Consider the following 24,863-nt stretch of genomic DNA (forward strand, 5'->3'; position numbering starts at 1 on the left):
GGTTGAATGCTCGGATTATTCGGCGGAATCGGCCGAATCGGCGTTGAGTTGGCCGTATTTTTCTTCGCCGATCTTGGACAGAAGCTCGAGCTGGGTCTCGAGGAAGTCGATATGGCCTTCTTCGTCCATCAGCAATTCTTCGAAGATCTTCATCGAGACGTAGTCACCGGCCTGATGACAGATGTCGCGGGAGGCCTTGTAGGCGGTGCGGGCGTCGTATTCGCCGGCGAGGTCGGCTTCCAGGACTTCCTTGACGTTCTGGCCGATGCGCAGTGGAGCGACCTGCTGGAGGTTCGGGTGACCTTCGAGGAAGATGATCCGGTCGATGAGCTTGTCGGCGTGCTGCATTTCCTCGATCGACTCGGCGCGCTCCTTCTTGGCGAGCTTCGTGTAGCCCCAGTCGTTCAGCAGGCGGTAGTGCAGCCAGTACTGATTGACCGCGCCAAGCTCGAGGAACAGCGCCTCGTTGAGCCGTTCAATGACCTTCGGATCACCCTTCATGATGTTCGTCCCTTATGTGAATGGAATGTTGCAACTTTATCGATGACGCCCGGGTGTGTCGAGAGTTTTTTAGAAAGATTCTAATTCTGCGGGTTGAGCCTAGTATGCCCTATGCAGAGCCCGCGGCAAAGCCAGAGGCATTGCCGGAAAGACAGGTAAATTGCATTGGGGGATGGGAGTTCGAGCGGGAATGACCGACGGGAAAGCAACCGTCAGCCCGCAGCGCGCCTCGCCTCGATCATCGCCTGACGGCGCGCGGCAAGGGCGGCCTTCTGCTCTTCATGGAACTGCTTCAGGCGCTCCATGAAATTGATGACCTTGGTTTCTTCGGTCTGGCGGACGGCGTGGTATTCCTGGGTGGTGCGGATGATGAGATCGACGACGTTCGGGAAGCAGCCACAGCAGCGACCGCGCTTGCCCATGGCATGGTAAACCTTGCCGGGGACGATCAGCTGCCAACAGTCCTCATCGAGCATCTCGTTGATGACGGCCTTGATCTCTTTGTCGGTGATGTAATTGCAGCTGCAGACCAGCATGGTCGGGGCTCTCGTCAAACATGACATTCACTGTCGTCTTTCTCGTAAACACGATGCGCTTTGTCAAGAAAATTCGAGGGACCGGCGACAGATGTGATCGAAAGCCCGAGCCGGCGTTCAATGGAAATTGCGTCCCTTCGGCATGAGATCGGCCATGGCACTGCGCCGGGGATGGCCGGGAGGTGGCGCGGCCACAAGGGCGGGACGCGGGGTTTTCTCCTGCTTGGCCTGCCGTTGATCGACGCCCGGGCGGCGCACTTCATCGGCATGGGCGAGGGTGTCGAGCGTCTTCAGATCGCCCAGAAGCAGACCGAGGCGGGAGCTGGCATCGACCAGATGGTCGGCCACGACATGGATGACACCATGGGCCTTTTGCAGGCGTCCCCGCAGCGCCACCAGCCGGGCACCCATGACAACGGGACGATAGCGCTCAAAGACCTTGGGCCAGACAATGACATTGGATGTTCCCGTCTCGTCTTCGAGCGTCATGAAGATCACGCCCTTGGCCGAGCCGGGGCGCTGGCGCACGAGCACGAGGCCGGCAATTTCCACCTTTGCCCCATGCGGCAGGCGTTCCAGATCTGCCGCCGAGCGGAGGCCTGCGCGATGCATGGCGTCGCGCAGAAAGGAGACGGGATGCGCCTTCAAGGAGAAGGTTAGCGTGCGGTAATCGCTCAGCACCTCTTCCCCCGGCGGCATGCGGGGAAGAAGCATCTCGGCCTCGTCCTGAAGATCGTCCTGGCGGACCGTTTCGAACAGCGGCAGGACTTCGACGGCCGCGTCTCCATCCAGCGCCTGGGCAGCCCAGAGGGCATCGCGCCTCGACAGGCCGAGGGACGAGAAACAGTCCGCATCCGCAAGCTTTTCGATCACGGCCCGGGGAAGCCGGGTGCGCAGCCACAGGTCGCGAACGGAATCATAGCCCTTTCCCCGTCGCGCAACGAGGAGATCGGCGGCGTCTTTCGGGAGACCCTTGATCTGGCGAAAACCGAGGCGCACGGCCTGTTTCGAGCGGATGACGCTTCTCATCATGCGATGACGCGGGGTGATGCGATCCGGATCGAAGGCGCATGATCCGTTTTCATTGCCTTCCAGGAGGCAATCGAACTCAGAATGATTGACGTCGACGGGACGGATATCGACACCGTGTTCGCGCGCATCGCGCACCAGCTGGGCGGGCGCGTAAAAGCCCATGGGCTGGGAGTTCAGGATCGCGGCGCAAAAGACATCCGGGTAAAAAGCCTTAAACCAGCAGGAGACATAAACCAGCAGGGCAAAAGAGGCGGCATGGCTTTCGGGAAAGCCGTATTCGCCGAAACCCTCGATCTGGCTGAAGCAGCGGGCGGCGAATTCGGGATCATAGCCCCGTCGCACCATGCCTTCCACCATGCGTTTCTGGAAGCTCGAGACCTGGCCAGTGCGGCGGAAGGTGGCCATGGCGCGCCTGAGGCGGTCGGCCTCTGCGGGGGTGAACTCGGCCGCCGTGATGGCGATCTGCATCGCCTGTTCCTGGAAGAGCGGTACACCGAGCGTGCGCTCCAGCACGGTGCGCAGTTCTTCGCTGGGGTAATCGATCGGCCGACCTGCAAGCTTGTCTTCACGGCGCTTGAGATAGGGATGGACCATGTTGCCCTGGATGGGGCCAGGCCGGACGATCGCGACCTCGATCACCAGATCATAGAATTCGCGCGGCTTCAGCCGGGGCAGCATGCTCATCTGGGCGCGGCTTTCGATCTGGAAGACGCCGAGTGTGTCGGCGCGGCAGATCATGTCGTATACCTCAGGACATTGGTCCTGGTTGACCGAGGCGAGGGTCTCGTGGCGATCGTAATGGCTCGACAAGAGCTTGAAGGCCTTGGCGAGACAGGTGAGCATGCCGAGCGCCAGCACGTCGATCTTCAGGATCTTCAAGGTGTCGAGATCATCCTTGTCCCATTCGACCATGAAGCGGCCATCGGCCGTGTTCATGATCGGCACGACTTCGTCGAGACGATCGCGCGTGATGACGAAGCCGCCGACATGTTGCGACAGGTGGCGGGGAAAGCCCTGCAGGGTCTGGGCATAGTTCAGCACACGCCGGGTGGTGGGATCCTGCAGGTCGAGACCTGCTGCGTTTGCCTGTTCCTCGGTGAAGTCGTTGGTCCACCAGCCCCAGATCGAGCCGGCAAGCGCCGACTGGACATCTTCCGAAAGGCCGAAAGCTTTTGCGACCTCGCGACCGGCCGAGCGGGCGCGGTAGCTGATGACGGCGGCGGTCAGGGCTGCATGTTCCCGGCCATAGGTTTCATAGATGAAGCGGATGACATCCTCCCGCTTCTCGTGTTCGAAATCGACATCGATATCAGGTGGTTCGTCGCGTTCGGTGGAGATGAAGCGATCGAAGAGCAGCGTCGTCTTCTGCGGGTCGACTTCGGTAATGCCGAGACAGAAGCAGACGGCAGAATTGGCCGCGGATCCGCGACCCTGACAGAGAATGCCGACCTCTCGGGCATGGCAGACGATCCGGTAGACGGTCAGGAAGTAGGGCTCGTAGCGTTTTTCCGCGATGAGTTTCAGCTCATAGTCCAGGAGACCCAGGACCTTCTTTGGAATGTCGTCCCCATAGCGTTTGCGGGCGCCCTCATAGGTCAGGCGGCGCAGCGCGCGGGCCGGGGATTCGCCATCGAAGATCTCGTCGGGATATTGATGCGACAGCTCGTCCAGCGAAAAATTCAGCCGGCTAAAGAAACGTATATTGTTGTCGAGCGCTTCGGGCCAGGCGCGCAGCAGACGGGCCATTTCGGCCGGGCTCTTCAGGTGCCGTTCGGCATGGGGATGCAGGCGCAGACCGGCTTCGGCGATCGGCAGATGCTCGCGGATCGCGACGACGACATCGGCAACGGGCTTGCGGTCCGGCGCGTGGTAAAACGCGTCATTCGTGGCGATCAGCGGCAGGCCGAGACGGTCGGCGATCCCGCCGAGTTCGGCGAAGGTCTTCTGGTCGAAACCATCGTAGCGAGGTGTCAGAGCAAGGTAGAGGCGGCTCTCCAGCTGGGCGCGGATGGGGGCCAGACTGGTCTCGAAGGTCTGGACATCGGCGGTTTCGGGCAGCGAAGGCGGCATGGCCACGAAGAGAAGATCCCCGGACCATTCCAGAAGATCCGCCTGCCAGAGGGTGCAGACCCCCTTCTTCGAGCGCAGATTGCCCTGGCTCAGCATGCGGCAGAGATTGCCCCATCCCTTACGGTTCATCGGATAGGCAAGCAGTTCCGGCGTGTCGTCGTCAAAGACGAGCCGCGCTCCGGGGCGGAATTCCAGACCGTTCAGCTTGGCGGAGGCATGCAGGCGCACTACACCGGCGACCGTGTTTCGATCTGCAAGGCCGAGACCCGAGAGACCGAGAAGGAGTGCGCGCTCCACCAGTTCCTCGGCATGGGATGCCCCATCCAGGAAGGAAAAGTTGCTGCGCAATCCGATCTCGTAAAAGGGCTGAACGGTCATGGCTCATGCCTCACGCGAAGAAACCCTGGAGGAACCAGCTCGGCCTGACGGTGCGTCGTTCATAAAGGCCCTCGCGATAGAGCCAGAAGCGCTGGCCTTCGGTGTCCTCGATGCGAAAATAATCGCGCGGCGGTGAATCCTCGTCATCCACCCACCATTCCGGGGCGACGCGCTCCGGCCCTTCCGCCCTGAGGACACGCCGCTGTACGCGCCGCCAGCGAAAGCTGGCCGGCGGACCATCGGGGACGGCGGACATGACCTCCACTTCCTCGGGACGATCGAGCAGGCGCAGTGGGCGAAGGCCTCGGACCGTCCGGGCCGCCTTCTGTGTCTGGGGTGGGACAAGATCAAGGGATTTCGAGGCGTCGCTGACGGGGGCATGCAGCGTTGCCCGTTCCGGCCAGTGGCTGGCCAACGAGACGGGCAGGCGCAGCGCCCGCTCGCCCAAGCGGGCGGCGACCTGGTCGAGGAAGCGGGTGAGATCCTCCCGGTCGTTCGTCTCGTCTGCCAAAGCCGGCTGGGCATCGTCGAAGCTCTCACTCAGGAGAACGTTGAGGCGCACCAGTTCGAAACCGAAGCCGGCATCGAGTTCATCCTGCAAAACGCTGAGCCGCTCTTCGAAGAGGGCGCGGATGCGGGTGGCGTCGCGCAGCGGTGCAGAGGCGCCGACCTCGATGCGGAAGACGCGGCCATCGACGCGAAACACCAAGAGTTCGAACAGGCGACCGCCCTCGCCACGGGCTTCGAGCGATGTCTTGAGACCTGCGGCCAGACGACCGGCGAGATCGAGAACCTGATCCTCGGTCATGATCGGCTCGGCGAGGCGACGCTCGGCCGAGAGAAGCGGCAGATGACGCCGGGGCGAGATCGGTTCGCCTTCCCGGCCGAGTGCCTGATCGAGGCGGAGCATGGGGCCGGAGCCGAAGCGGCGCGTGATCGGCGGCCGGGGGGCCGCCAGCAGATCGGCGATGGTCTTCAGCCCAACACGGGCGAGGTCCATGACGGTCTGTGTTTCAAGCCTTAAAGCGGCGATGGGGAGGGGGGCGAGCGCTGCAGCCATGTCCGATGGTGCGACACGCTGTGGCCCGCCGAAACGGCTGCAGGCCCGGGCGAGGCCCGGTGTCGGGCCGACCGAAATGCGGACGGCGAAACCGAAGGCGGTGAGCCGATGATCGACATCCCGGATCAGCCGCTCCTCGCCGCCGAAGAGATGGGCGCAGCCGGTGATATCCAGCATCAGGCCGTCCTCGCCGTCGAGGGCGACCAGCGGTGTGTAGCGATCACACCAGTCGGCGATCGCTTTCAGGAGGGCGCGGTCAGCGGCCGGATCCGCTTCGATCACATCGAGTTTGGCGCAAATGGCGCGTGCCTCTGCCAGGCCCTGTCCCACCCGAAGGCCCAGGCTTTCCGCCGCCTCGTCCAGTGCCGTGATGCGCATGGCATTGGCGATGCGGCCAGCGCAGACGAAGGGCGCGCGCTCAGGAGGCGCGGTCGAGGCGGGGGGCAAACGCCAGGAGAGACCCCAGCGGCGCCGGGCGATGCGGTCGGTCGGAAGCCTTGGGAAAAAGAGCGACAGAATGCGACGATCCGAGGCTTGAGGATGCGAACTGTTCGAAAAGGCGAAGGCGGCGGTCATCGGAATTCCACTCCAGAGTGAGTTCGGGTGAGCCCGGAATGCGGGATTTCTCAAGGGTGATGCGAAAGACTGGTGACCCGATGCTGCCGCCCAGCAGGGATCCGTCTGCAAGGGTTCGCGCCGCCGCTGGCGCGGGTTCGACAGACAGGCGAAGAAGAGCGCTGGAGGCCTCCTCTTCGCCGGCCTGCCGGAGGAGGATCAGCCTGCCACCGGTGGCGCGTGCCTTGAGGCTCAAGCGCCGGCTTTCGGTGAGGCCGAATTTCTTTGGATTGCCGTGTACTTCCAGGAGAATGGCCGAAAAGGCGCGGGAGGCGAGTGCTGCCTCGACAAGCCACAGCGCATCCTCGATGCGGCGCGGCATGGCATGCACCAGCGTTGCCGACGACAGGCCGAAATCGAGAAGGCCGGGCGCATAGGCGAGGCCGGCCTCGCGCACGACATGCGGATCGGCAATGAACAGCAGGCGCTGCCTTGCTCCCCTGTCCTTCTCGGCGCTCATGAGGGCCAGCGCCAGACCGAAGCCCATCACGGCGCCGGCCTGCTGCAGCCGTCGTCCTCGCATTTCGATCAGGTTTCCCGGCGCCAGCATCTGGTTCATCAGGCCGTCGAACAGATCCTTGCGATCTCCCTCAAGGGCGCCATTGCCGCTTTGCGGATGCAAGGATGCGGCCGTGGATGCGGCCGTGCGCGCGACATGGTCCGGCTTTCCCTCGATCCGGGCAATGGCTTCCCGCAAGGCAAAAAGCGTCTCACGCGCCTGAGGGCTCTCGCCCATGACGATCTCTCCTGATGAATTGTTCTCTATTTGTTCCTATGGATTCCAGAGCTTCAGGAAAGAGTCAACCGGATTCAAATAAGAATTTATTCCTTGACTGAATTCACTCTCGAAATGGCGCGGCAAAACCCCTATATGTTCGGCAGTTAAGGAGTATCCATGGCCCGCATAGACCAGAGCGAGGATTGGCGCGAACGACATGCCCCGACGATCAGCACATTCGAGTCGCTGGCGATCGAGGCCTATGGCCATCTGCCGCAGGAATTCCGTGATCTCACCAAGGACCTGATCATCGAGATCACCGATTTCCCCACCGACGAAGTGTTCGAAGACATGGCGCTGGAAACGCCCTTCGACCTGCTCGGCCTGTTCGAAGGGCGCGGGATTTCGGAGCGGTTTTCGATGGAAACCGGCCTGATGCCGAACCGGATCATTCTCTATCGTCGCCCGATCCTCGACTATTGGGCCGAAAACGAAGAGACGCTCGGCGACATCATCACCCATGTGCTGATTCACGAGATCGGCCATCATTTCGGTCTGTCCGACGACGACATGGAGCGGATCGAAGAAAGCGCCGAAGAAGCCGCTGCCGCCGAGCGGTAACGCCCTCGCTCTCATTTTTTTGACCGATGCAGCCCTGCCCGCAGGAAACGGGTGGGTCGAGCATTGGCGTTCGCCTATCACCGGCCTCCCAATCACGGAGGTTTTGATCATGACGCGTCTTCACGGCAAGGTTGCCATCATCACCGGTGCCTCATCCGGTATCGGGCGGGCAACGGCACGCTTGTTTGCCAGAGAGGGCGCCAGTGTCGTCTTAAACGCGCGCGGCGTCGACGCCCTTGAAAGCGTGGCGGAGGAGATCCGACGGGATGGTGGCCAGGCTGCGGCCATCCCCGGAGACGTCACACTGGCCGATACGCATATGCGGCTGGTTGAAACGGCGCTTGAGTGTTTCGGCCGCCTCGATATTGCGATCAACAATGCCGGCACCGTGGGACAGATCGCGCCTCTCGCAGACCTTGATCCCGACAGCTGGAATGCCGTGCTCAGCGGCAATCTCACCTCCGCCTTTCTGGCGGCTCGGGTGCAGATCCCGGCTATGCTCAAGACTGGCGGCGGCGCGCTTGTCTTCGTGTCCAGCTTCGTTGGCACCAGTGTCGGCCTGCCCGGCATGGCTGCCTATGGTGCGGCGAAGGCTGGACTGATGGGCCTCGTCAAAGGGATCACCGCGGATTATGCGGCAGTGGGTGTCAGAGCCAATGCCCTGCTGCCGGGCGGGACCGATACGGCGATGGCCGGGGACCAGGCGCAAAAGGATTGGGCGGCCTCCCTGCATGCCCTGAAACGCATTGCAGAACCGGAGGAGATCGCCGCTGCCGCCCTCTTCCTCGCCGGGCCCATGGGCAGTTTCGTTGCAGGCTCCGCCCTTTACGCCGACGGCGGCAATTCGGCGGTCAAATGATCGCCTCGCTGTCGCGGGCCGGTCTCAGTTCGCATGGCCAAAGCGGGCCCGATAGGCCGTCGGGCTCGTCGCAAGCCGGGTCCGGAAATGGTGGCGGAGCGTGGCCGGCGTGCCGAAACCGGCGGCAAGCGCGATGTCATCGAGCGAGAGCGCTGCCTGGCGCTCCAGCAGATCGCAGGCATGGCGCAGCCTGCGGGCGAGGAGAAACTCGCCCGGGCTGTTGCCGGTCAAATCGCGGAAGCGCCGCTGAAAGGTGCGCGCGCTCATGCCGGCGCGGGCTGCCATTTCGGAGAGCGTGATCTCCCGCTGCAGGTTGCGGTCGATCCAGTCGATGAGCGGTCCGAGCCTCTTGCCCTCGCGGTCCTGCGGAACTGGCCTGACGATGAACTGGGCCTGCCCGCCCTCGCGATGGGGCGGGACCACCAGACGGCGGGCGACGCTGTTGGCGGCCTCGGCGCCGAAATCCCGGCGCACCACATGCAGGCAGAGATCGATCCCGGCTGCACTGCCGGCAGCGCTGAGGATTTCGCCTTCATCGACGTAGAGCACATCCGGATCGAGGCGGATCAGCGGATGGCGGGACCTGATCGCATCGGCATAACGCCAATGCGTGGTCGCGTGCCGGCCATCGAGAAGGCCTGTTGCGGCGAGCACCGCAACACCCGAACAGAGCGACATCAGACGCGCGCCGCGGGCATGGGCTGCGCGCAAGGCATCGACAAGCGCGACCGGCACGGCTTCATCGATGCCGCGCCAGCCGGGCACAACGATGAGGTCCGCTTCCGCCAGAAGCTCCAGCCCTCCCGCCGCCGTGACGGTCAGGCCACCGGCAGCCCGCAAAGGCCCGAGCTCGATCGCGGCGGTGGCGTGGCGGTACCAGCCATTGCCCATCTCCAGGCGGGCAAGGCCGAACACCTCGACGGCGACGCCGAATTCGAAGGTACAGAGCCCGTCATAGGCAAGCGTAACGACCCTTGGTCCGGTCAGCATGGAGGTGGAGAGAGGCGAAACCGGTGCGGGCATTTGGCGTGATCTTTACGCATGTTGTCATCTGCGCCAATTTCGCCAAACGGCAGGAAAAGGCAAGCTCCCCGATATCCGAAATCGAAAGGAGCCACCCATGCCAAGCCTCGTCACCGAAATCCCTGCCGCCGATCCCGCCCTTGTCGAAGCGCATTATGTCGCGCGGCTCGCCTTCGAAACGGATTGCTGGGACGTGCATGAGGTGATGAGCCGCGGTGAGGCCGATTTCGTTCTCCTCGACGTGCGGGGACCGAAGCTCTTCGAAAGGGCACATTTGCCGGGCGCGATCAACCTGCCGCACGGCAAGATGACGGAGCGGCGCATGGCGGAATGGCCGGAGGAGACACTCTTCGTCGTCTATTGCGCCGGCCCGCATTGCAACGGCACCGACCGGGCAGCGCTCCGCCTTGCCCGCCTTGGACGGAAGGTGAAGGTCATGATCGGCGGCATGACCGGCTGGGCGGATGAAGGCTTTGCCGTGGCCCATGGCCTCCAAAACGCCTGAGGGTGAGCCTCACCCCGCCAGATGGGCGAATTCGGCGACGACCTGGTCGTAGACCTCGCGCTTGAAGGGGACGATCAGGCCGGGCAGGTCCTGCATGGGCTTCCATTCCCAGGCATCGAATTCCGCCTCATGGCCGCCCGGGGGCGGGTTGATGGCGATCTCGCTTTCGTCGCCTTCGAAGCGGAAGGCGAACCAGCGCTGGGTCTGACCGCGGAACTTGCCCTTCAAGCCGATGCCGATCAGCTCGGCGGGCAGATCGTAGTTGATCCAGCGGCTGGCCTCGGCGAGCAGCGAAACGGTCTTGATGCCCGTTTCCTCATAGAGCTCGCGTATGGCGGCCGGCAGCGGATCTTCGCCCGGGTCGATGCCGCCTTGCGGCATCTGCCAAAGCTGCGGCGAACCGTCATATTCGGAATTGCCCTCGGGGATGCGTCGGCCCGCCCAGACAAGTCCCTCTCGGTTCAGCACCATGATCCCGACACAGGGGCGATAGGGCAGATCCTCGGCCTTTACCTGCGGCTTCGTCGTTCCGGTCTTCGTCATGATGTCCTCAAGGTGTGTTTTCGTTCGCCAGAGCGGAAATGCCGACGAATTCGATGCCGCGGGCAACGGCCTCGTTGCGCCATTCGGCAACCGCTGAAATGGTTTCGTCAAAGGCTGCCCCGACGCCGATGGCCTGGCCATTGCGCCTTGCGATGCGTTCCAACTCGTCGAGCTTGGCCAGGATCGCCTGACGGTCGACCTGGGCGTCGATCATCACGTCGGCATAGGCATGCGGGAAGCCAATCGCCTTGGCGTAATCGCCTGACAGCGAGCGGGCGGTCGAGCCGTCGTCGAGGAACATCAGGCCGCGTTTGCCGATGTCACGCATGACGGGGTCCATGGCCTTGTCATCGGACAGGAAGCGGGCGCCCATATAGTTCATGATGCCCGTGTAATTGGTGATCTGGGCCATGGCCTGGTGCAGATTGGCGAGATTGCTGGCAGCCGCCTTCTCGGCCAGCAGCGTGCCTCGGCCAGGATCGATCGCCGGATAGTCGAAGGGCTCCATAGGGACCTGGAGCAGGATTTCGTGGCCCTTGCGACGGGCTTCCTGCATCCAGCGCTGCAGGCTGTTGCCGGTGGCGGCGAAGGCGAGCGTGATGTCCTCAGGCAGGTCCTGGACCGCCTTCTGGCTGCCGGTCTGGCTCAGGCCTATGCCGCCGATCACGATCGCGATGCGGGTGCCGCGCGCGCCGGACCAGGGGCGGGCGTAAAAATCGACAGGGCGCAGGCCCGATGCGGAGACGGTGGGGAGTTCACCGGCGTCCGTCGCCTCGATCAGGTCCTCGTTGGGCTGGCCTGCCAGGCGCGGGTCCTGGGTCCGGCTGGCGCCGATGACGACCGGGCCCTGACGTGCATTGGGGCTGAAGGTGGTAACGACATTGCCGTCTGCGGTCGTGGTGCGACGGATGACGGCGCCGTCATCAGGGCCGCTTGTCGCAAGGCCTGCCGGAGCCTCGGTCGGATCACGATCGGGCTGACTGCTGGCGATGTTGGTCGGTTCCGGCGGTGCCGGTGTGAGGCCGATCGGCGGATTGCTCTGAAGCGGTACGGGCGCCAGCGAGGTCCAGGCAGACAGGCCGAGCAGAGCGAGAGCGGCAAATACGGAAGACACGGTGGACAGGCGCAGGCGTGACCTGCCGCGGCGTTTGTCCTTTCGCTCCTGACCGAGCGGTGCATGAAGGTCCATGCGCGATTTCCAGTGATGCCGGCGGCCCAGATACGAAGAGGCCGCCCGCGCATCATCGATACGCGGGCGGCCATTTTCAAGTGGTTTACTGCAGCGACGCCTTTTGCGGGTCTGCCGGGAAGGCCGGATCGGTCTTCACGCCCCGCAGCAGGTCGAGCGCGTAGTTGAGCTGGACGTCGTCCTTGGCTTCCGGCGGCACGTAGGCGACCGAACCGGAGCCCTCTTCATTCTCGTTCTGGCCCTTGATGTGACCCGGAAGCGAGGATTCGCCCTCGGTGCGCACCTTGCCTTGGAGCTCTTCCGGAAGAGGCTGCTCGACCTTGATGTCAGGCTCGATGCCGGTTCCCTGGATCGAGTTGCCCGAGGGGGTATAGTAGAGCGCCGTCGTCAGACGCAGCGCACCCTTGTCGCCCATCGGGATGATGGTCTGCACGGAGCCCTTGCCGAAGGAGCGGGTGCCGAGCACCGTCGCGCGCTTCAGGTCCTGCAGGGCGCCGGCCACGATTTCGGACGCCGATGCCGAGCCGCCATTGATCAGCACGACCACCGGCTTACCATCGGTCAGATCGCCGGCCGTTGCGTTGAAGCGGCGGGTATCCTGCGGATCACGCGAGCGGGTCGAGACGACTTCGCCGCGCTCCAGGAAGGCGTCGGAGACATAGATCGCCTGATCGAGCAGACCGCCCGGGTTGAGGCGGAGGTCGAGGACAAAGCCCTTCAGCTTGTCTTCCGGCACTTCCTTCTTGATCTTCTCGATCGCGGCTTCCAGGTCGTCATAGGTCTTCTCGGTGAAGGAGATGACGCGGAGATAACCGACATCGCCTTCAACGCGCGACTTCACGGCGCGGATCGGGATGATTTCGCGGGTCACGGTGATGTCGAGCGGCTTGTCGGCGCCTTCACGCAGGATGGTCAGCTTGATCGGCGTGTTGACGGCACCGCGCATCTTCTCGACGGCTTCTTCGAGCTTCAGACCGCGAACGCTTTCGCCGTTGATCTCGGAGATGAAGTCGCCGGCGAGGATGCCGGCCTTGGCGCCGGGCGTGTCATCGATCGGGGTGATGACCTTGACCAGTTCTTCTTCCATCGTCACTTCGATGCCGATGCCGCCGAATTCACCGCGGGTCTGGGTCTGCATGTCGGCCGCGTCCTTGGCGTTCATGTAGACCGAGTGCGGGTCGAGCGAGGTCAGCATGCCGTTGATGGCGCTTTCGACCAGCTTGTTCTCGTCCGGCGGGGTGACGTATTGGGCGCGGATGCGCTCGAAGACGTCGCCGAAGATCGAGAGTTCCTTGTAGGTAGAATTGCCCGCCGCTTGCGCCGGAACACCTGCCGAATAGATGACGCTCATCGCGGTTGCGCCCATCAGTGCGCCGACGAGGAGAAGAGAGACCCTACGTATCATTCTGTGCCTTTCCAGAATCGCCTCCGGCCCACCAGGGACGGGAATCAACCGGTTTACCGTCTTTCCGAAGTTCAATGTAAAGTGTTGGCCGATCGGTTTCCAGCGCCAATACCGTCGCGCTCGCCACTCTTTTCTCACCCATGGTCGCCAGCGGCTCTCCGGAGAGAACAAACTTGCCCTGGCTCGTGCTGATCCGGTCCATACCAGACAGCACCATGTGATAGCCGTCGCCCGTGTTCAGAATGATCATCTGGCCGTAGCTTCGGAAATTTCCAGCAAACACCACCCATGCATCCGCCGGTGCGGTCACCAGCGCGCCAGGCTGCGAGGCAATGACGACCCCTTGAGCCTGGTGGCCCGTTCCGTCCGGATCACCGAACTGTCGCAGGGTTTCGCCGGCAACCGGCAATTCCAATTTCTGCTTCAGCTCCGAGAACGGATATGCTGGCGCAATGCGGTTTTTATCGGGCAGTCCAGACTGGGCAAGCTCCAGGGCGCGGGCCCTCTGCTCCTCGCTCATCTGGCTGCGTTTGAGCTCTTCCGCGCGCGCCAATTCGGCGGCCTGGCGCACCGAGGTGATCTCGTTTTCCAACGAGCGGATCAGCGCCTCCATGGTCGAGGCGCGTTCGGCAAGTGCTTCCGATTGTTTGCGTTCTGCCTGGAGCTGGAGAGAGTTGGTGCGGGCGAGGCGCTCGTTTTCCGCCACCAGAAGATCCATCCGCCGCTCCTCTTCCTGGCGGTTGGCAATGGCGGCGACCATGCCGTCCATCTCCTTCCTGCCGGCCTCGCGCAGCGCGATCAACTCTTCGAGATCGGCGGCAAGCTTGTCGGTTTCGTGGCGGATCCCGGGCACCACGGCACCGAGCAGGATTGCGGTGCGGACCGATCCCAAGGCGTCTTCGGGGCTGACGAGCAAAGCGGGCGGGGGATTGCGTCCCATGCGCTGGAGGGCGGCCAGAACCTCGGCCAGCATGGCCCGGCGTTCGCGGAAGGAGGCGCGGATCTCGTCTTCGCGAAGACCAATGTCCGCCAGGCGCTTCTCGCCCTCGCTGATCTGCTTCTCGATGTCCTTGCGGCGGCTGGCCGACTCGATCAGGGCCGTCTTCAGGCTCTCCGAGGTCTTTTCCAGATCTTCGATGCTCTTCTGCAGTTCGGCCGCCTTTTCCTCCGAGAGCTTCATGCTGGAGGCAATGGCCTGCAGTTCGGCGCTGACCTGGTCGCGCTTGGAGCGCAGTTCGAGCGCCGGATCCGGTGCCGGATCGGCCACGACCCGGTCGCCTGTCTGAGCCGGGGCGGTCGGAAGGGCTCCCGTCGTGGCGCCTGGGGCTGCCGGGGTCTGCGCCTGCTGTGCCAGCGTCAGAAGCGGCGAGGCCGATGCGAGAAGGCTTCCGAGAACACAAGCCATCGCCAGGCCCGCCTTTCGGCGGCGGCCTTGAAGGACGGCTGCGATGTCTTCGGTGACGGTGGGCAAGGGCTCTATCCGGTTCGGCGGCGAAAATACGCTGATTTGCGATCAAGGCAAAGCATTGCGTCACCGATGGGGATCGGCGCCGTCAAACGCGGTGATAGGGATGTCCCGTCAGGATGGTCACGGCGCGGTAAAGCTGCTCGGCGATCAGGATGCGGACCAGCTGATGTGGCCAGGTGAGCTTGCCAAGATTGAGGACGAGGCGGGCGCGGTCGCGTAGCTCGGGATCGATGCCATCGGCGCCACCGATGACGAAGGCCATGTCGCGCTGGCCGTTATCGGCTGCGTCTCCGACGAATTTCGCGAATTCGGCACTGTCAAAGGCCTTGCCGCGCTCGTCGAGGACGACAATGAGCGCGCCTTCGGGGATCTGGCGGGAAAGCTCCTGGGCTTCCTCGCGCTTTCTCGTGTCGGCATTGCCGGCGCGGCTTTCATTCAGTTCGACGGAGCGGGTGAATTCGAGGCCACATTGCGGCCCGGCCTTGGCAAGACGGTCCAAATAGCGGGACGCGAGTTCCTTCTCCGGACCGGCTTTCAGCCGGCCCACGGCATAGATGCCAATTTTCATGCGGGCAGTCCCAGTTTCAGGTCACAAAACCATCTCTATCGGCAGGAACTACCCTGCCGTGTCAATCCGGCTTCGGGACCGTCCTTGAGGACGGCCGGCCGTATTAGTGCAAGCGATCCTCGATGTCCGGAGCCGCCCACATCTTTTCGATGTTGTAGAACTCACGGATTTCGGGCCGGAACACATGCACGATGATGTCTCCCGTATCGATCAGCACCCAATCGCCACTGTCGAGACCTTCGACGCGGGCAGAACCCAGGCCTTCGTCCTTCAGATCGGAAATGAGGTGTTCGCTGATCGCCGAGACATGACGGTTCGAGCGTCCGGACACGACCACCATGTAGTCGCCCAGGGCCGATTTGCCGGCAATGTCGATAGAGACGATGTCTTCTGCTTTGGAGTCCTCGAGGCTTGCGAGGACCAGCTCAAGCGCACGGGCTGCAGCATCGGCGCCACGTTCCATGCTCTTCGGGATAGCGCGAGAGGCGCGTCCCTTGGTGTGTACTGTTGTCAGAGTTCGTCCTTTCCTTGGAATAACAGAACAGCACGTCTGCGATTCTATAACTCGGATCGCCACCAAAAGGTGGCATCGATCTGTTAAACTTTCAAGGCATGGTCGAAAATGCCGAAGGTCCGGATCGTCAAGATCTCGGCTTGCCTGCCGCGGCCCGGATCGCGGTAGAGCTCAGGGTCGAGCGCGGCCCGTGAATGAAGGTCCAGGCCGGTGCCCGCTTCTGCCAGAGAACACCGGCATCCTCCTCGTCGACCCGTGCGTAGTCGAAGGTGCGTGCCGTCTTCGACGAGAGATAGGCGAGCGTGGAGCCTGGCCGGTCGATGACGGCGATCGGGAAGGTCGTTGCGATCTTCTGCCAGCGCTGCCAGCGGTGGAAGCCGGCCAGATTGTCGGCTCCCATGATCCAGATGAAATGGACATGGGGATTGCGGGCGCGGATGAAGTCCAGCGTCCGGGCGGTGTAGCTCGTGCCAAGCGTCTTTTCGAAGGCGGTGATCTTGATCCTCGGATCCTCGGCCAGCGCTTCGCAGGCCTCCAGCCGCTCCGCCAGAGGCGCCAACTCGTTGCGGCTCTTGAGCGGATTGCCCGGCGTCACCAGCCACCAGAGCTGATCGAGGCCAAGACGTCTCAAGGCGATCTCGGCCACCAGCAGGTGCCCCTGATGCGGGGGGTTGAAGGAGCCGCCGAACAGGCCGACCACCATGCCGCGCTCGACATGCGGCATCACGGTATAGCGATGGGCGAGTGCGGTTTCCACCACCTCAGGGACGGACCTGGCCGTTGCCGCGAACCCGGTACTTGAAGGAGGTCAGCTGCTCGACGCCGACGGGACCGCGCGCATGCATCTTGCCGGTCGCAATGCCGATCTCAGCCCCCATGCCGAATTCGCCACCATCGGCGAACTGGGTGGATGCATTGTGCAGCAGGATCGCGGAATCAATCTCATTGAAGAAACGCTCGACGACGGCGGGATCTTCCGCGATGACGGCCTCGGTGTGGTTCGACGAATAGCGGGCTATGTGATCGATCGCCCCACCGATCCCGTCAACGACCGCCACCGAGATGATCGCGTCAAGATATTCCGTGCGCCAGTCTTCTTCCGTGGCCGGCTTCAAGCCCGGGATGACCCGCAGCACCGTGGCCGAGGCGCGGATTTCGCAGCCGGCTTCGGTCAGAACTTCGATCAGCGGCTGCAGATGGGTGGAGATGGCGGCACTGTCGACGAGCAGGGTTTCGGCCGAGCCGCAGATGCCGGTGCGGCGCATCTTGGCGTTGACGACGATCTTCTTTGCCATGTCGAGATCGGCAGAGCCGTCGACATAGACGTGGCAGAGGCCTTCGAGATGGGCGAAAACCGGCACGCGGGCTTCCTGCTGCACGCGCGCGACAAGGCTTTTGCCGCCGCGGGGCACGATCACGTCGATCGATCCTTCAAGGCCCGACAGCAGCGCGCCGACGGCGGCGCGATCCGTGGTGGGCACAAGCTGGATGGCATCGGCGGGCAGGCCGGCGGTGACGAGGCCCTGCACGAGGCAGGCATGGATCGCCCGCGAGGAATGGACCGAGTCCGAGCCGCCGCGCAGGATGACGGCATTGCCGGCCTTCAGGCAGAGGGCGCCCGCATCCGCGGTCACGTTCGGGCGGCTCTCGTAGATCACGCCGATCACGCCAAGGGGCGTGCGCACGCGCTCGATGTGCAAGCCGTTCGGGCGGTCCCATTCGGTGATCATGCTGCCGACGGGATCGGGCAGCTCGGCAATCTCGCGCATCGACTCGGCAATCGCTGCGACACGGGCAGAATTCAGGGTCAGACGATCGACGAAGGAAGCGGCAAGGTTTGCGGCTGCCGCGTTCTTCAGGTCGAGCGCATTGGCCGCAAGGATCTCGGCCTCGGCGGCGACCAGAGCTTCGGCCATGGCGAGAAGCGCCTTGTTCTTGGCATCCGTCGAGGCGATGGCCAGCGGTCGAGCGGCGGCGCGGGCGCGGCGGCCGATGTCGAGCATCAGGCCTTCGACGGAGTTCTGGTTCGACACGGCATCAAGCATGGGCTGCATCCTTGCGGTCACTCGCTGCGGTGTCCCGCAGTTTCGGTTCGATCATGACGAGATCGTCTCGATGGATCATGGCGGCGCGGCCGGGATAACCGAGGATCTTCTCGATCTCGTTGGACTTGCGCCCGCAGATGCGGCGCGCCTCGTCGGCATCATAACCCGCGAGGCCACGGGCGATCTCGCGCCCCTCAGTCGTCACGATCGACACGGTATCGCCGCGATGGAAGGCGCCGGAGACGGATCGCACGCCTGCGGGCAGCAGGCTCTTGCCGGAGCGCAGCGCACCTTCGGCACCATTGTCCACCTGCACGATACCGGCCGGCTGTAGCTGACCGGCGATCCAGGTCTTGCGTGCCGTGACCGGCGACTTGGAGGCGGCAAACCAGGAATGGCGGGCGCCGTTTTCGATCCCTGCGAGCGGGTTCATCGTCTTGCCCGAGGCAATGATCATGGCGCAGCCGGCGCTGGTTGCGATCTTGCCGGCGTCGATCTTGGTGCGCATACCGCCGCGCGACAGTTCCGAGGCTGCACCGCCGGCCATGGCTTCGATCGCGGGCGTGATCTCTTCGATCGTGTCGAGGAACTGCGCCTGCGGGTCGAGATGGGGCGGGGCCGTATAGAGGCCATCGATGTCGGAGAGCAGAACGAGCAGGTCGGCGCCGGCCATGGTGGCGACGCGGGCGGCCAGGCGATCGTTGTCGCCGTAGCGGATTTCGGTCGTCGCGACCGTATCGTTCTCGTTGATGATCGGCACAGCGCCAATCTTCAAGAGTTGATTGAGGGTGGCGCGAGCGTTGAGATAGCGGCGGCGTTCTTCGGTGTCGCCCAGCGTCAGCAGGATCTGACCGGCGACGATCTGGTGGCGGGAGAGGCTTTCTGCCCAATGGCGGGCCAGCGCAATCTGACCGACGGCCGCGCAGGCCTGGCTTTCCTCGAGCTTCAGGGCGCCCGAGGGCATGTCGAGCACGGTGCGGCCGAGCGCGATAGCGCCCGAGGAGACAACGAGAACGTCCGTGCCTCTTGCCTTCAATGCCGCGATGTCATCGCAGATGGCATCGAGCCAGGCTTTGCGCATGCCGGAACCGCGATCAACCAGAAGGGCGGAGCCGATCTTGATGACGACCCGCTTCACGCGGGAGAGCGAGCGGAGCCGGGTGGTCATCAGTCGTCGCCTTCCTCGTCGAAGCCGGCTTCGAGATTGCCGTCGTCGTCCCGCTTCCGCCGGTTCTTCTCACGCTTCTCGGGCAGGGGCTGATTGCCCTGGGCCGCGACGATTACATCGCGCAGGGCGCGCAGCGCATCCGTCATGCCCTTGTTGGTAATGGCCGAGAGAAGCAGCGGTGTCTGGCCGCAGGCCTTCTTCAGCTCCGCTGCCTTCTTCTTGAGTTCCGCCTCGTCCAGCACGTCGATCTGGGAGAGAGCCACGATTTCCGGCTTGTCTTCGAGGCCGCCGCCATAGGCATCGAGTTCGTGGCGGACGGTCTTGTAGGCCTTGCCGACCTGCTCTTCCTGGGCGGAGACGAGGTGCAGAAGCACGCGGGTGCGTTCGACGTGGCCGAGGAAGCGGTCGCCGATGCCGACGCCTTCATGGGCACCTTCGATCAGGCCCGGAATGTCGGCGAGGATGAATTCGCGTTCGTCGACGGTGGCAACGCCGAGGTTCGGATGCAGCGTCGTGAACGGGTAATTGGCAATCTTCGGCCGTGCGCGGGTGACCGAGGCCAGGAACGTCGACTTGCCGGCATTGGGCAGGCCAACGAGACCGGCATCGGCGATCAGCTTCAGGCGCAGCCAGACGGTCTTTTCCTCACCCTCGAGACCCGGATTGGCCCAATCGGGCGCCTGGTTCGTCGAGGTCTTGAAATGGGCGTTGCCGAAGCCGCCATTGCCGCCCTTGGCGATGCGGAAGCGCTGGCCCTCGGCCGTCAGGTCGACGATCAGGGTCTCGTTGTCCTCTTCGAAGATCTGGGTGCCGACCGGAACCTTCAGCGTCACGTCTTCGCCATTGGCGCCGGTCCGGTTGCGGCCCATGCCGTGCGTGCCGGTCTTTGCCTTGAAGTGCTGCTGGAAGCGGAAGTCGATGAGCGTGTTCAGGCCGTTGACGGCCTCGACCCACACGTCGCCGCCGCGGCCGCCGTCGCCGCCGTCGGGTCCGCCGAACTCGATGAACTTTTCGCGCCGAAACGAGACAGCACCGGCGCCGCCGTCGCCCGAGCGAATGTATACCTTAGCCTCATCGAGAAATTTCATCTTGCTGCCGTCAATTCTTCTGTCAGGTTCTGCGCGGAGATTGCGGCCATCGATATAGCCGCTTGGCGCGGAGGTCAAAGAGTATCGTGAAGTTCGTAAGCTACAACATCCAATACGGCTTCGGTCAGGACGGGCGTTTCGACCCCGATCGCATCGCCGACAGCATCCGCGATGCCGATGTGATTGCGTTGCAGGAAGTCACCCGCGGTTACAGCCGGAACGACTATGCGGACCTCGTCGAGATCTTCTCGGCGGCCTTTCCGACCTATTTCACTGTCTTCGGACCGGCCTGCGATGTGCTGGTCGATCATGCGGTCACCGATGGGCGCCTGCGGGAGCGGCGCTTCCAGTTCGGCAATATGGTGCTGTCGCGCTTTCCGATCCGCGCCAGCCGTAACCTGCTCTTGCCGCGCCACCGGACCTTCGACAGGCTCAATCTGCAACGGGGCGCACTGGAGGCGGTGATCGAGGCGCCGGGCAGGGCGCTCAGGGTCTATTCCGTTCATCTCGATCACGTCTCGCCGGACGAGCGGCTGGCGCAAATCGCCTTCCTCAAGGATCGCGTCCAGCTCTACGGCGAGGAATGGGGCGCCCTGACCGGCGTCAATGAATTCGGCCTGCCGGATCCGCCGCTGCCGCAGGACTTCCTGATCATGGGCGACTTCAACATGGAGCCGGAAAGCCCCGAATATATCGCCATGGTCGGCCGCAACGACGCCTATTACGGGCGCGCGCCGCGTTCCGGGTTTCCGACGGACGCGGAGGCATACCTCAAGGCCCGCCCGGCGGACGGGTATAGCTGGATCAGCGAGGATGGGGCGCGGCGCATGCATCTCGATTACTGTTTCGTCAGCGGCGGCCTTGCGGGTCGCCTTGAGGCCTGTCGGGTGGATACTTCCGCCCGTGGTTCCGACCATCTGCCGGTCTGGGTCGAACTGGCGGAAGGGTGAGCCCCGGGCGGCTGGCGCCCGGAGCATTGTCGGCTATGCAAGTCTCCTACGGCCAGCGAAGTCCGGCTGGGACAGACGGAATTCGACCAGCGGCGCCATGGTATTGCGCGCCTTGGAGAACACGTCCTCAACGCCGACCGTGCGAAAACCGCGGGCTTCCAGCAGGCGAAGCGATGCCGGGTTGTCGGCAAAGGCGCCGCCGAAAATCTCGGCTTGCGGCATGCGCCAGAAGAAGCGGTCGAGGGCTGCCTCGACAGCTTCGGACATGATGCCCTTGCTCCAGTAGAAGCGGTTCAGCCAGTAGCCGATGTGCCAGAGGCCGTGGCGGCGCTCCAGGGACGCAACCCCGATATGGACGCCATCGAGCGTGATCGCGAAGTGCCAGTCGGGCTTGAGGCCCGACGTCACCATGTTCAGCCAGTCGCGTCCATCCTCGCGGTCGTAAGGGACCGGCACGCGCGTCAGCATGCGGGCAACGGCGAAATCGCTGAGCGAGTTCGCAATCGCATCCGCATCCTGCATGCGGTGAGGGCGCAGCACCAGACGTGCCGTTTCGATGACCGGGCAGGCGCCCGGCATCAGCGGCATTGTGGCGGGTCTTTCGGCCAGCATCGCGCTCATCGCATTTCCCCCCAGCTCTTCAAGGACAGCCAGGTCTTGCGGTCGAGCCTGTACCATTCGACGGGGACTGGCCCGCCCATGGCAAGGTTGCCGACCATGCCGGTGCCCTGGAACTGGAAGCCGGACTTCTGGATGACCCGGCGCGAGGCGATGTTGGTGACGCGGCAGCGTGCATCAATGCGGCTCACCCATTCGCGAGTGCGGAAGGCCATGTCGATCAGGGCATGGGCTGCCTCGGTGGCATAACCCTTGTTCCAGTAGGGTTCGCCCAGCCAGTAGCCCATTTCCAGGATAGTATCGTCGGCCGGATTGGGCTCCAGCGCGCAGCAACCGAGGAACTCGCCATTGTCCGCTTTTGTGATGGCATAGACGCACTTGCCAATCTCGCCGATATTCGTGCGTCGCACGAAGTCGGCCGCGTCTTTCGCCGTATAGGGATGCGGCATGCGCGCCACCATGGTGGCAATGGCGGCGTTGTTGGCGAGATGGGCAAGGGCGTCGATGTCTTCGGTGTGGGGTGCGCGCAGGACCAGCCTTTGCGACAATAAGACAGGGCAATCGCTCCTCGGCCGATCGGGCCTTGGCCGTTCTTCGGGCGACCGTGATTGGTCGTCCCTCATCATCAGACTTTGCATGGTTCAGTCTCCTTCGTTGGACAAGAAAAAAGGGGAGATGGCGCCCCATCTCCCCTTTTTGTCTGACTGAACCTGGTGCGGTCAGCCGGGTCGATGAGACGCCGGCTGTTTTAGAGCGCTACCGGCTTATTCCGCTGCTTCGGCTTTCGGCATTACAGACACGAAGACTCGACCGTTCGACTTCGTACGGTAGTCCACATTGCCGGCCGTGAGTGCAAAGAGGGTATGGTCCTTGCCCATGCCGACGTTCGCGCCCGGATGCCACTGGGTGCCGCGCTGACGCACGATAATGTTGCCCGGAATGACGACTTCGCCACCGAACTTCTTCACGCCGAGGCGCTTGGAATTGGAATCGCGACCGTTGCGCGAGGAACCGCCAGCTTTTTTGTGTGCCATGGGAGTTCTCCTTTAAACCTTGTAGTTAGACGCGCTTCAGGCGGCGACGATGTCGGTGATACGCACCACGGTGTGGTGCTGACGATGGCCGCGCGAACGCTTCGAGTTCTGACGACGACGCTTCTTGAAGGCGATGACCTTCTTGCCGCGGGTCTGTTCGACAACTTCGGCCGTAACCTTGGCGCCAGCCACGAAGGGCGCGCCGATGGTTGCAGATTCGCCTTCGCCGACGACGAGAACTTCGTTGAATTCGATGGTTGCGCCAGCTTCGGCTTCCAGCTTTTCGATGGTCAGCACGTCGTTGGCGTTAACGCGGTACTGCTTACCGCCGGTCTTGATGACTGCGAACATTTTTTATCCTTTCATGTTCGTTCCGGCTCTCCCCTTGTCGAGGGGCCGTCTTTTTGCCAGTCGGAGGAGCGGATCAAACGATCCGCCGGTTGCGCTTCGCGAGATCGCGAAGAACGAAAGGCGCAGTTCGCCTACGCTTTAAGTCGAGCGTCGCATACGTGAGGGCATGACGGGAGTCAAGCCGAAAGCCTGGAAAAAGCGAGGCGGCGAAGCTTTCGCGTTCAGAGTGTGGCAGGCTTATCAGTGAACCGGTGCCACGGGCTCCTCAGTCCTTGTGTAGCAGGCTCTCGATCAGATCGACAAGCGTTCTGCCGGCCGCGTCCAATTCGCCGCTGTTGTCGATTTCGACGACGTGCAAGTCCGGAGACAAGGGCTCGGTCGCGCGGGCGAGCCGGGCTTCGATGTCGGCAGCGGTTTCCCGGCCGCGGGCCGCAAGGCGCTTGGCCAGGACTTCAGGCCGCGCGGTGACATTGACGACGACGAGATTCGCGAAGGCTGAGCGGAAGGCTTCGAGCGCCGAGCGGGATCCATTGGCGATGACGACGTCTCCACGGCCGAGGCTCTGGTAGACATCGGCAGGAATGCCATAGCCGAGCCCATGGGCCCGCCAGCTGACGGCGAAGGCGCCTGCCTGCGAAAGCGCTTCGAAGCGGTCGAGCGTCACGGGTTCATGGTCCTCGCCGACGGCATCGCGCGGACGGGTAATCACGCGGCGGACGAAATGCAGGTCCGAGCGACCGGCGAAGTGCAGGCGCGCGAAGTCCATCAGGCTGTCCTTGCCGACGCCGCTCGGGCCGACGACGGCAACCAGCGTGCCGCTGACGGTGTCCGTGCCTGCCGACCGCTCCGTGACTGCTTGCGTCATCAAGCCACCCGACGCCCTTCTCGCCAGACCGAGCGGATGACCGGAACGCCATCCGTCCGCCGGACGCGCACGAGATCGGCCCGCAGGCCGGATTCGATGCGGCCGCGATCGTCGAGGCTGACGGTGCGTGCCGGCGTTGATGTGACCATGGCGATCGCCTGGGGCAGCGAGATGCCGTCGATTTCGTCGGCGAGCACGAAGCTTGCATGCAGGAGGCTAAGCGGCACGTAGTCGGAGGAGAGGACGTCGAGCACGCCGCGCTTGGCGAGATCGCGGGCGGCGATGTTGCCGGAATGCGACTTGCCGCGCACGACGTTCGGGGCGCCCATCAAGACGCTCATGCCGGATTTGTGGGAGGCTTCCGCAGCTTCGAAGCTGGTCGGAAATTCCGCGAGCTTCACGCCGTGTCCCTTGGCCTCTTCAACATGGGCCAGCGTCGCATCGTCATGGCTTGCAACGGTGATGCCGCGCTCGGCGCAGACCTTGGCGAGCGCATCCCGATGGACCGCGGAATATTTCTGCGAGAGCGAGAGGCGGCTTTCCACGAAGCGGGAGAACTGCTCGTCGGTCAGGCCGCGCTTGGTCTTGTAGTAGAGCGTGTACTGGTCCATCGTCTGGAACTGACGCTGGCCCGGGGAATGGTCCATCAGCGAGACGAGGCGCACATGCGGGTCGTTCTCGAAATCGGCGAAGTGATCGAGCACATTGTCCGAGGCGACTTCACAGCGCAGGTGAATGAGGTGCTCCGCGCGCAGCCGGTCGTCGCGTTCTGCGGCCTGGATGGCGTCGGCCATCTCGCGCATCTCGCCCTTGTCAAAGCCGCCATCTTCGTCGGAGCCCATGCGCAGGCAGTCGAAAACGGTGGTGATGCCCGAGGTGACGATCTGGGCGTCATGGGCCTGGATGGCCGAGGTCATGTGCCAGCGTACGCCGGGGCGCGGGGAATAGTGCGATTCCAGATGGTCGGTGTGCAGTTCGACAAGACCGGGGATCAGGTAATCACCGCCGAAGTCTTCGCCCGTGCTGCTCTTTCCCTCGTCGATCGATGCGATCTTGCCGTCACGAATGACGACGCTGCCATCGATGATCCGGTCTTCGAGGACAATGCGGGCGTTTGAAAGTATCTGTTCAGACATGGG

The 24,863-nt window shown here is 63.5% G+C and carries 26 protein-coding genes; 4 read left to right on the forward strand and 22 right to left on the reverse strand.

What is annotated here, in order from left to right; genetic code table 11:
• Nucleotides 1–15: 15 nt before the first annotated feature.
• From bfr to FAA86_RS24905, 5 genes are all read right to left on the reverse strand, one after another.
• Complete coding sequence (bfr, locus tag FAA86_RS06935; protein WP_113459042.1) at nucleotides 16–501, reverse strand: bacterioferritin; 486 nt, start codon at nucleotides 499–501, stop codon at nucleotides 16–18.
• A gap of 212 nt (nucleotides 502–713) precedes the next feature.
• Nucleotides 714–1,037 (reverse strand): (2Fe-2S)-binding protein, encoded by a 324-nt coding sequence (locus tag FAA86_RS06940; protein ID WP_136539281.1) that lies wholly within the window; start codon nucleotides 1,035–1,037, stop codon nucleotides 714–716.
• Between the two features lie 117 nt (nucleotides 1,038–1,154).
• Complete coding sequence (locus FAA86_RS06945) at nucleotides 1,155–4,517, reverse strand: error-prone DNA polymerase (RefSeq protein WP_136539283.1); 3,363 nt, start codon at nucleotides 4,515–4,517, stop codon at nucleotides 1,155–1,157.
• A gap of 10 nt (nucleotides 4,518–4,527) precedes the next feature.
• The gene (locus FAA86_RS06950) at nucleotides 4,528–5,955 is read right to left on the reverse strand and encodes a Y-family DNA polymerase (RefSeq protein WP_246035028.1); all 1,428 of its coding nucleotides are present in this window, start codon (nucleotides 5,953–5,955) and stop codon (nucleotides 4,528–4,530) included.
• 40 nt (nucleotides 5,956–5,995) lie between these two features.
• Nucleotides 5,996–6,928, reverse strand: coding sequence for an ImuA family protein (locus FAA86_RS24905; protein WP_246035015.1), 933 nt, complete (start codon nucleotides 6,926–6,928; stop codon nucleotides 5,996–5,998).
• A 159-nt stretch (nucleotides 6,929–7,087) separates the two neighbouring features.
• Here FAA86_RS24905 and FAA86_RS06955 point away from each other — a divergent pair, with 159 nt between their 5' ends.
• Nucleotides 7,088–7,531, forward strand: coding sequence for a metallopeptidase family protein (locus tag FAA86_RS06955; protein ID WP_113459038.1), 444 nt, complete (start codon nucleotides 7,088–7,090; stop codon nucleotides 7,529–7,531).
• A 109-nt stretch (nucleotides 7,532–7,640) separates the two neighbouring features.
• The gene (locus FAA86_RS06960; RefSeq protein WP_136539287.1) at nucleotides 7,641–8,390 is read left to right on the forward strand and encodes an SDR family oxidoreductase; all 750 of its coding nucleotides are present in this window, start codon (nucleotides 7,641–7,643) and stop codon (nucleotides 8,388–8,390) included.
• Between the two features lie 24 nt (nucleotides 8,391–8,414).
• Here the strand turns inward: FAA86_RS06960 and ftrA are convergent, their stop codons facing one another.
• Nucleotides 8,415–9,413 (reverse strand): transcriptional regulator FtrA, encoded by a 999-nt coding sequence (gene ftrA, locus FAA86_RS06965; protein ID WP_377344217.1) that lies wholly within the window; start codon nucleotides 9,411–9,413, stop codon nucleotides 8,415–8,417.
• Between the two features lie 97 nt (nucleotides 9,414–9,510).
• Between ftrA and FAA86_RS06970 the strand changes: the two genes are divergently transcribed.
• Complete coding sequence (locus FAA86_RS06970; RefSeq protein ID WP_136539289.1) at nucleotides 9,511–9,918, forward strand: rhodanese-like domain-containing protein; 408 nt, start codon at nucleotides 9,511–9,513, stop codon at nucleotides 9,916–9,918.
• A 9-nt stretch (nucleotides 9,919–9,927) separates the two neighbouring features.
• On the opposite strand, the gene FAA86_RS06975 is transcribed toward FAA86_RS06970, so the two are convergent.
• From FAA86_RS06975 to obgE, 10 genes are all read right to left on the reverse strand, one after another.
• Nucleotides 9,928–10,461 carry an RNA pyrophosphohydrolase gene (locus FAA86_RS06975; RefSeq protein ID WP_136539291.1) on the reverse strand — a complete coding sequence of 178 codons (534 nt, stop codon included), beginning with the start codon at nucleotides 10,459–10,461 and terminating at the stop codon, nucleotides 9,928–9,930.
• Between the two features lie 7 nt (nucleotides 10,462–10,468).
• Complete coding sequence (locus FAA86_RS06980) at nucleotides 10,469–11,650, reverse strand: divergent polysaccharide deacetylase family protein (protein WP_136539293.1); 1,182 nt, start codon at nucleotides 11,648–11,650, stop codon at nucleotides 10,469–10,471.
• Between the two features lie 85 nt (nucleotides 11,651–11,735).
• Nucleotides 11,736–13,055: a S41 family peptidase gene (locus tag FAA86_RS06985; RefSeq protein WP_136539295.1), complete on the reverse strand. Its 1,320-nt coding sequence runs from the start codon at nucleotides 13,053–13,055 to the stop codon at nucleotides 11,736–11,738.
• Nucleotides 13,045–14,460, reverse strand: a complete 1,416-nt coding sequence (locus tag FAA86_RS06990) for a murein hydrolase activator EnvC family protein (protein WP_136539700.1) — start codon at nucleotides 14,458–14,460, stop codon at nucleotides 13,045–13,047. Before FAA86_RS06990 ends, FAA86_RS06985 begins: the two co-directional genes overlap by 11 nt.
• A 148-nt stretch (nucleotides 14,461–14,608) precedes the next feature.
• Nucleotides 14,609–15,091 carry a 23S rRNA (pseudouridine(1915)-N(3))-methyltransferase RlmH gene (gene rlmH, locus FAA86_RS06995; protein ID WP_136539297.1) on the reverse strand — a complete coding sequence of 161 codons (483 nt, stop codon included), beginning with the start codon at nucleotides 15,089–15,091 and terminating at the stop codon, nucleotides 14,609–14,611.
• A 103-nt stretch (nucleotides 15,092–15,194) separates the two neighbouring features.
• Nucleotides 15,195–15,605, reverse strand: coding sequence for a ribosome silencing factor (rsfS, locus tag FAA86_RS07000; protein WP_183954621.1), 411 nt, complete (start codon nucleotides 15,603–15,605; stop codon nucleotides 15,195–15,197).
• 127 nt (nucleotides 15,606–15,732) lie between these two features.
• Complete coding sequence (locus FAA86_RS07005) at nucleotides 15,733–16,329, reverse strand: nicotinate-nucleotide adenylyltransferase (RefSeq protein WP_210309902.1); 597 nt, start codon at nucleotides 16,327–16,329, stop codon at nucleotides 15,733–15,735.
• A gap of 37 nt (nucleotides 16,330–16,366) precedes the next feature.
• Nucleotides 16,367–17,650: a glutamate-5-semialdehyde dehydrogenase gene (locus tag FAA86_RS07010; RefSeq protein ID WP_136539301.1), complete on the reverse strand. Its 1,284-nt coding sequence runs from the start codon at nucleotides 17,648–17,650 to the stop codon at nucleotides 16,367–16,369.
• On the reverse strand, nucleotides 17,643–18,818 hold the full coding sequence (gene proB / locus FAA86_RS07015) for a glutamate 5-kinase (protein WP_136539303.1): 1,176 nt from the start codon (nucleotides 18,816–18,818) through the stop codon (nucleotides 17,643–17,645). Before proB ends, FAA86_RS07010 begins: the two co-directional genes overlap by 8 nt.
• Nucleotides 18,818–19,906: a GTPase ObgE gene (obgE, locus tag FAA86_RS07020; protein WP_167494916.1), complete on the reverse strand. Its 1,089-nt coding sequence runs from the start codon at nucleotides 19,904–19,906 to the stop codon at nucleotides 18,818–18,820. Before obgE ends, proB begins: the two co-directional genes overlap by 1 nt.
• Before the next feature lie 86 nt (nucleotides 19,907–19,992).
• Here obgE and FAA86_RS07025 point away from each other — a divergent pair, with 86 nt between their 5' ends.
• The gene (locus tag FAA86_RS07025; RefSeq protein ID WP_136539305.1) at nucleotides 19,993–20,856 is read left to right on the forward strand and encodes an endonuclease/exonuclease/phosphatase family protein; all 864 of its coding nucleotides are present in this window, start codon (nucleotides 19,993–19,995) and stop codon (nucleotides 20,854–20,856) included.
• A gap of 33 nt (nucleotides 20,857–20,889) precedes the next feature.
• Here the strand turns inward: FAA86_RS07025 and FAA86_RS07030 are convergent, their stop codons facing one another.
• The 6 genes from FAA86_RS07030 to FAA86_RS07055 all read right to left on the reverse strand — a co-directional run bounded on the left by FAA86_RS07030 (nucleotide 20,890) and on the right by FAA86_RS07055 (nucleotide 24,860).
• The gene (locus tag FAA86_RS07030; RefSeq protein ID WP_136539307.1) at nucleotides 20,890–21,477 is read right to left on the reverse strand and encodes a GNAT family N-acetyltransferase; all 588 of its coding nucleotides are present in this window, start codon (nucleotides 21,475–21,477) and stop codon (nucleotides 20,890–20,892) included.
• On the reverse strand, nucleotides 21,474–22,112 hold the full coding sequence (locus FAA86_RS07035; RefSeq protein ID WP_136539309.1) for a GNAT family N-acetyltransferase: 639 nt from the start codon (nucleotides 22,110–22,112) through the stop codon (nucleotides 21,474–21,476). Before FAA86_RS07035 ends, FAA86_RS07030 begins: the two co-directional genes overlap by 4 nt.
• Nucleotides 22,113–22,238: 126 nt before the next feature.
• Nucleotides 22,239–22,508 (reverse strand): 50S ribosomal protein L27, encoded by a 270-nt coding sequence (gene rpmA / locus FAA86_RS07040; RefSeq protein WP_110791351.1) that lies wholly within the window; start codon nucleotides 22,506–22,508, stop codon nucleotides 22,239–22,241.
• Nucleotides 22,509–22,544: 36 nt separating this feature from the next.
• Nucleotides 22,545–22,859 carry a 50S ribosomal protein L21 gene (gene rplU / locus FAA86_RS07045; RefSeq protein ID WP_113377745.1) on the reverse strand — a complete coding sequence of 105 codons (315 nt, stop codon included), beginning with the start codon at nucleotides 22,857–22,859 and terminating at the stop codon, nucleotides 22,545–22,547.
• 265 nt (nucleotides 22,860–23,124) lie between these two features.
• The gene (gene phnN / locus FAA86_RS07050; protein WP_136539311.1) at nucleotides 23,125–23,724 is read right to left on the reverse strand and encodes a phosphonate metabolism protein/1,5-bisphosphokinase (PRPP-forming) PhnN; all 600 of its coding nucleotides are present in this window, start codon (nucleotides 23,722–23,724) and stop codon (nucleotides 23,125–23,127) included.
• Nucleotides 23,724–24,860 (reverse strand): alpha-D-ribose 1-methylphosphonate 5-triphosphate diphosphatase, encoded by a 1,137-nt coding sequence (locus FAA86_RS07055; protein WP_136539313.1) that lies wholly within the window; start codon nucleotides 24,858–24,860, stop codon nucleotides 23,724–23,726. Before FAA86_RS07055 ends, phnN begins: the two co-directional genes overlap by 1 nt.
• Between the last annotated feature and the right edge of the window lie 3 nt (nucleotides 24,861–24,863).

Origin of the sequence: Rhizobium rosettiformans W3 (assembly GCF_004912135.1) — a bacterium.
Lineage (GTDB): Bacteria > Pseudomonadota > Alphaproteobacteria > Rhizobiales > Rhizobiaceae > Allorhizobium > Allorhizobium rosettiformans.